Below are 5,830 nucleotides of genomic sequence, written 5' to 3' on the forward strand. Positions count from 1 at the left end.
CATCGCCCTCGCCATGCTCAGCCTCGGCGGCCATCGCCCCCACCTGCCGGGCCGTCACACCGCATAATCCCGCCCACGGAAGCGACCGAAGAGCCGGAAATACGAGGGTCGGGGTTGTTGAATGACCCAGGTTTTTGAAGGGGTTTTTGAAGGCTCTGCGGGGTCCGGGCGGCCTCGCAGAGCGATCTTCGGAAAACGAAGGTTTTTTGAAGGATCTCGCACTCAGAAAGCGGCCAGCGCGGCTGATCTCTCGCAATGAAGGACTCTCACCGAAGGCTGAGTGGCCGTTGAGGTCTGGCTGTCCGGGGAGACGGTGGGGGACCTGTTGACGGAGCGCTTCGGTTGGTGCGAAAGGCCAGCCCCGAAGAGCTCGCCCACGCCTGCCCGGGAGCATGTCGCTGTGTTCAGCCGTGCTCGGGCTCCACCGGGAGCCACAGTTCGGCGTCGGCCTCGGTCTTCTCCGGCAATAGGTGGGTGCGCAGGATCTCGGGGCCGGTGCGGGTGCGATACGGGTTCGACGGGAACCACTCGGTGAACACGTCCCGCCACAGCTCCTGGATGGCCTGTGGTGCCGGCCCGGAGGTGGTGAAGACCGCCCAGGTGCCGGCCGGGACGGCCAACGTGGTCGTGCCCTCCGGAGCGGCCGCGGAGGTGATCACGCCATGGTGGTAGTCGAGTTCAGTGCCCTCGGCGCGGCTGGGGTCCATGCCGTCGCAGACCGCGACGATGCCGTGCGGCTCCTGGTCCGACAGCTTCTCCAGGCGCTCCAGAGTCCGTGGGGCGATCCCACGGACAAAGTCCATGATCGCCTGGTTCGGCCCCGCATGCACCAGCGGTACCCGGGTCTTGAACCCGACGACGGTGAAGTCCGCCCTGTCCACGACGCGGTACCACATACTGCTGCTCCCTTCGATGGTGAGGCGGAAGGCCATCCGGGACTGGGAGTTGAGTGCGGCGCCGGTACGCCGGGCCTCGCCCGGTCCGATGCCGTGCATGGCACGGAACGCCCGCGCGAACGCCTCACCGGAGCTGTAGCCATAGCGCACCGCGATCTGCAGCAGCGTTCCACGCCCCGCGAGTACTTCGGCGCCCGCGAGGGTGAGCCGACGGCGCCGGACGTACTCCGACAGCGGCATGCCCGCAAGCGCGGAGAACATCCGGCGCAGGTGGTGCTCCGATGTGGCCGCGATGCGTGCCAGCTCCTCCACGTCGACGGCCTGGTCGAGATGGCATTCGATGTGCTCCATGGCCTGGTTCAGCCGCTCCAGCATGCCTGGCCTCCTTCCTCATCCCTCTTCACGGCCACCTTGCCGACGATAGTCGTGAAGCACGTCTACTCAGCGCTGTGGTCGGTGCCGTCCCCGTCCGGACCGGGGGTATCCAGTCCCAGGCCCCGGCGGATCGCGATCTCCACGGGCGAGTACGCGCCGTCGGCCCGCTCCAGTTCAAACGGTGCGGCCGGCATCAGCGGCGGCTGGGCCATGAAGCGCGGCCGCACTCCATGGTGCGGTTGCGCAGCGTGCACCAGGAACGGATGGCACAGGAAGACGTCGCCCGGGAACCCGGTGGCGAGGGCGAATGGCCGGCGGTCGGACGCCGCCACCAGATCGGGCGCGAGGGTCAGCCCGCTAGCCCCGTCCTCCCCGTACTTCTCCAGCACCTTCGGCACATCGAGGTGTGAGCCGACCCGGATCCGGGTCGGGGCGTCCTCCTCACCGACCTCGCTGAACAGGAACAGCATCAGCAGTGCCCGGCCCTGGGAGCGCAGATTCGTGAAGTACCAGCTCTCGCCCTCCGGCAGATAGCTCCCCTCGATGTGCCAGCCCGCATCGTCCGGCTCCTCCTCGTGCGGGAAGCGCAGCGGGAACGTGCCCAGCGAGTAGCGCGGCTCCCAGCGTCCCGTGCCGACGAGCAAGTCGTACGCGTGCTGCAGGGATGGGGAGTTGGGTGCGGCGGCGAACGGTCCCTGCGCCATGCCGCCCACCCAGTGCACGGGCTGCGTCCACGTCGACGGGTCATCCGGGTCGCAGCCCGTCTCCCGCCACAGCAGCCGCGCGCAGTCTGCGGCCACGCGCGGCGCGACGGCGCCGTCCAACTTCACGAAGCCGTCGCGGAGGAAACGGGATACCAAGGTCGTGTCATCCATGCCCCCATCGTGCGGCGACACCGGCCCCGATCACCCGACATTCTCCGCACCGCCTTTGTCGGGTATGAGGATGGGCGTGTGGTCCCCAGTCACGCCGCCCACTTCACGGCGTCGGAGCCCTCCTGGATAGCCCCGTTCGCCCGCGTCAGTTCGACAAGCTGATCACCGCGTTGCGGCGGGAAGGCAGGCTGCGGCCGCGACGTCCACGGCGGTGCGGACGGTGGTGCGGATCGCCGCGGCGGCGAGGCGGGCCAGGCGCAGGAAGTTGTCAACGACCTCCTCGCCGACGAGGGCAATGGCGCCGTCCCGCCAGCGGGCCCGCAAGGCGGGCAGGGGCTGGCTGGTCTTCTTCTTGGGCGGCCGGGTCTCGTGGGAGGCGCGTTCCATCATCCGTTGCCGGATTTTGGTGGTGAGGGGCTGGCGGGTGCGTTTCTGGTACTGGTCGGCGAGTTCTTTCAGGCGGTGCATGGTCGCGGTGTTGCGGGTGGCGGCCCGGTCGATGAGCTGCTCGGGGATTCCCGCGAGTTCCATCACGGGCCGCTGTCCGGCGGTCGGGTAGCGGGGCACGGTCGCCAGATCGAGCGCGCGGCAGATCTCTTCCAGGAGGCGTTGGTTGTAGAGCTCGGAGAGGGCGACGGCGTACTCGAGGAACGGGCGGGTGTGCAGGGTGCCCCACCGGTCGTCCTGGCGGCGGACCTTGACCGACACCACGACGTGATCGTGGAGCAGCGGCTGACCGTCACGGTTCTCGTAGTGGCGGAAGCGGGCGGCGATCACACCGGCGCGGGCGCGTTGCACGGTGCTGTCGGCACCGACGCGGACCCACAGATGCTCGAGCTGCAGACACTCCTCGCGCTCTGGGCCGGCACCTGCCCGACCTGCCACCGCGACATACCCATCCCAATACGAACCTGACCAAGCCCTACTAGGGTCCGCCCGTCACCACCGCTCGTAGGCGGTGAAAGGGTAGCTGCCGCCCAGGCCCGCCACCACGAGCCGGCCGTCGCGCTCGTACATGCCGCCCACGAGGCCGGGCACCTCGTCACGGAAGTGGCGTTCGTCGAGCTCCTCGCCGTCTGCGGCGTCGAGCTCGACCATGGTGGTGATCGCCGCGCTCTGGGTGGACCACTCGCACAGCACCGTGACCCGGTCGCCGATCAACGCCATCCCCGCGGCCGGATCGTCCATGCCCTGCGACCAGACCTCTTCGCCGGTCTTGAGGTCGAAGGCGATGACTGTGTGGTGGTTGCCCTTCTTCCAGTACTTGGCCAGTGCGTAGAGCCGGTCGCCGACGACCGCCGTCGACATCACGGTGCTCGCCTGGATCACGCCCTGCTCGCGGTCGAGCTCGATGGTGGGGCGGGGCCGCCCGTTCTCGTCGAACGAGATGAACAGGCCCGTGTTCCCCGGGCTGTCCGCGGACACCCCGACCGTGAGCACCAGCGGGTCGGCCGACTCGATGCCGACAACGGTCTTCGGGTCGAGCGGGCGCCGCGCGTCGACGGGGACGTTCCACTCCAGGGCGCCGGTCGCACGGTCGAAGGCGGCCACCGTCACCTCGGCGACCGCGCGCTTGTCGCGCCCGCCGGAGCCGCAGGTGAGGACCGCGAACACCCGCTTCCTGCCGACCGAGACCGTGTCGGGACCGCACCGGTCGGGCAGCTCGGCGGCCCAGCGCTGCTTGCCGGTGCGCACGTCCAGGCCGCGCAACGAGACGTCGCCGCCCTTGTCCTTCTGCCCCGTCGACGTCGTGGCGCGCCGGTCCTGGGCCACCACCGCGAGGCCGCCGCCCGCGTCCAGGCGCGGACTGCTCCCGGCGACCACGTCACCGAACGAGTCCCTGCGGAGCTTGGAGTGCTCCTTCCACAGTTCCCGGCCGTCCTTGGCGTCCAGGGCGAGGACGTTCGAGCAGGCCTTGACGGGCACCCCGTCGGGGGTACTCCCCTCGCCGGTGCCGTCGTCCTCGTACGCAACGAGCACGACCCCCGCGCCCGCGTGCGGCGCGGCGCCGCACATCTGGGTGCGGCCCGGTGGCACGTACTCCCAGAGCTTCTTGCCGTCCTGTCCAGCGGCGAGCCCGAACCCGGTCACCGCGTCGTACCTGCTGCGGATGGCCACGTCACCGACGACCCAGTTGTCGTCCTGCCCGCTCGACGTCCGGTCCTTCGCGGCCGACCAGGACCGCACCATGGCATCCCCGGGCAGATAGCCGTAGGGCGACAGCATCATGGCCGTCAGCGATCCGATCGCCACCAGGACGATCGCCGTCCACACCAGTGGTTTGACCAGACTTCTTCCCGACATCACGCGGCCCCCCTCGAGCTGCACATGTCCCGAACCCCCGTACGGCGGCACCCCCCTGGCGTCCGCCGCCGCCCACCGGCCCCCCGGCCGTGCGAGCGAAGATCATCGTAAGCGAGCGAGGAGGAGAACGAGACCGGGCTCGGCCAGCGCATCCTCTTCCAGCGTATCCCGGGGCCAAGTCCGGCAAGAACCGGCTGCACCTCGACATCCATGTGGGTGGCGAGCGGCGCGGCGCCGAGGTGGAGCGGCTGGCCGGGCTCGGGGCGCGGGTAGTGCGGGAGTTGGCGGCGCAGGGCGGCTCCTGGGTGGCGATGACCGATCCGGAGGGCAACGGATCGACGTGCATTAAGCCGGGCGTCCCGCGCGGGCCGGTCTTCTGGTCTGGGATCTGCCAGGTCAGGTTCCGAATCGTGTTTTCGAGCGGCACACCACCGTGGTGACTGTTTCGCCGCCGGAAAGCGGCTGCGGGCGATCAGCCGGATGCAGGCGCTCGCCGCTCTCGCCGGCGGGGCCCCGGCCTGCGAGGTGTGCCGGCCGGACACTGCGCTCGGCGCGCTGTGATCAGTGCGTGGTCGCAGCATGAAAGTTGTGGAACTCCCGATCAGTGTGGCGCTGGCCCGTGCTGTGCCAGTCCTGCCGAAGGGGCCGGGCTGGTGGTACGAGCCGAAGTTATGGACAGGGTTTGTTCTTGTCCGTTGTCCAGGGCTGACACGGTGTCGGGGCCTCCGGCTTCGAAGACCCCGACCAGATGATGGCGCCGTTTCCGGCAGATGCACCCCTTAACGGGTGTCGGGCCGGTGTTCGGTGATCCAGCGGGCGGCGAGGAGCCCAGAGGCAGCGGTCAGGACCGCGGCGGCGATGACGGTGGCGTTCAAGGCGAGGGCGTTGGCAAGGATGCCCTCGACCAAGGCGCCGGCCGCGTAGCCAATGTCCCGCCAGAACCGGTACGGGCCCAACGCATTGGCCCGCCAGGCCGGGTGGGCGTGGTCGAAGATGGAAGCGATGAGGGCTGGGTAGACCATGGCGGTGCCCACGCCGAGTGCGACGGCGGACAGGATTCCGGCGAGCAGGGGCCGGTCGAGCAGGGCGACGGCGAGGACGAAGCCGCCAGCCTGGACGAACATGCCGAAGACGATGAGGGGTTTGCGGCCGATGCGGTCGGCGAGGTGGCCAGTGGGAATCTGCCCGAGGCCCCACAGGATGGGGTAGAGGCCCTTGATCAGGCCGACGGCGGCCAGGCCGAGGCCGTGGTCGGTGAAGAGCAGGGGGAAGACGCCCCAGGTGAGGCCGTCGGTCAGGGGGCCTGGACGGGCGCCATAAGGTCGGTCTCGCGAGCGGGCGCGACCCGGGCGAGCCAGTCGGCTGCCTCCTGTCGGGATA

Annotated in this window: 7 protein-coding genes; 2 read left to right on the top strand and 5 right to left on the bottom strand. The window is 69.7% G+C overall.

The window, feature by feature from the left end; translation table 11 throughout:
- Positions 1-404: 404 nt before the first annotated feature.
- The 4 genes from ACFU8W_RS51885 to ACFU8W_RS51900 all read right to left on the bottom strand — a co-directional run bounded on the left by ACFU8W_RS51885 (position 405) and on the right by ACFU8W_RS51900 (position 4,450).
- The gene (locus tag ACFU8W_RS51885; RefSeq protein ID WP_384052805.1) at positions 405-1,271 is read right to left on the bottom strand and encodes a GyrI-like domain-containing protein; all 867 of its coding nucleotides are present in this window, start codon (positions 1,269-1,271) and stop codon (positions 405-407) included.
- A 62-nt stretch (positions 1,272-1,333) separates the two neighbouring features.
- Positions 1,334-2,146 carry a phytanoyl-CoA dioxygenase family protein gene (locus tag ACFU8W_RS51890; protein ID WP_384052806.1) on the bottom strand — a complete coding sequence of 271 codons (813 nt, stop codon included), beginning with the start codon at positions 2,144-2,146 and terminating at the stop codon, positions 1,334-1,336.
- A 162-nt stretch (positions 2,147-2,308) separates the two neighbouring features.
- Positions 2,309-3,031 (bottom strand): MobF family relaxase, encoded by a 723-nt coding sequence (mobF, locus tag ACFU8W_RS51895; protein WP_384052807.1) that lies wholly within the window; start codon positions 3,029-3,031, stop codon positions 2,309-2,311.
- Between the two features lie 54 nt (positions 3,032-3,085).
- Positions 3,086-4,450: a PQQ-binding-like beta-propeller repeat protein gene (locus ACFU8W_RS51900; RefSeq protein ID WP_384052808.1), complete on the bottom strand. Its 1,365-nt coding sequence runs from the start codon at positions 4,448-4,450 to the stop codon at positions 3,086-3,088.
- An 89-nt stretch (positions 4,451-4,539) separates the two neighbouring features.
- On the opposite strand from ACFU8W_RS51900, the gene ACFU8W_RS51905 reads away from it, so the two are divergent.
- Both ACFU8W_RS51905 and ACFU8W_RS51910 read left to right on the top strand, forming a co-directional pair.
- Entirely contained in the window at positions 4,540-4,890 is a 351-nt protein-coding gene (locus ACFU8W_RS51905; protein ID WP_384052809.1) for a VOC family protein, read from the top strand.
- Positions 4,832-5,011, top strand: coding sequence for a DUF6233 domain-containing protein (locus ACFU8W_RS51910; protein ID WP_384052811.1), 180 nt, complete (start codon positions 4,832-4,834; stop codon positions 5,009-5,011). The genes ACFU8W_RS51905 and ACFU8W_RS51910 overlap by 59 nt, the downstream gene beginning before the upstream one ends.
- A gap of 218 nt (positions 5,012-5,229) precedes the next feature.
- On the opposite strand, the gene ACFU8W_RS51915 is transcribed toward ACFU8W_RS51910, so the two are convergent.
- Positions 5,230-5,830: MFS transporter (locus ACFU8W_RS51915; RefSeq protein ID WP_384052810.1), on the bottom strand; the 601-nt coding region annotated here is incomplete at its 5' end.

It is taken from the genome of Streptomyces sp. NPDC057565 (assembly GCF_042801455.1).
Taxonomy (GTDB): Bacteria; Actinomycetota; Actinomycetes; order Streptomycetales; family Streptomycetaceae; genus Streptomyces; species Streptomyces yanii.

Excerpts from the sequence above, each read along its gene's own strand:
- ACFU8W_RS51890 (WP_384052806.1), bottom strand. The coding sequence starts at position 2,146 with ATGGATGACACGACCTTGGTATCCCGTTTCCTCCGCGACGGCTTCGTG.
- ACFU8W_RS51900 (WP_384052808.1), bottom strand. The coding sequence starts at position 4,450 with ATGTCGGGAAGAAGTCTGGTCAAACCACTGGTGTGGACGGCGATCGTC.
- ACFU8W_RS51885 (WP_384052805.1), bottom strand. The coding sequence starts at position 1,271 with ATGCTGGAGCGGCTGAACCAGGCCATGGAGCACATCGAATGCCATCTC.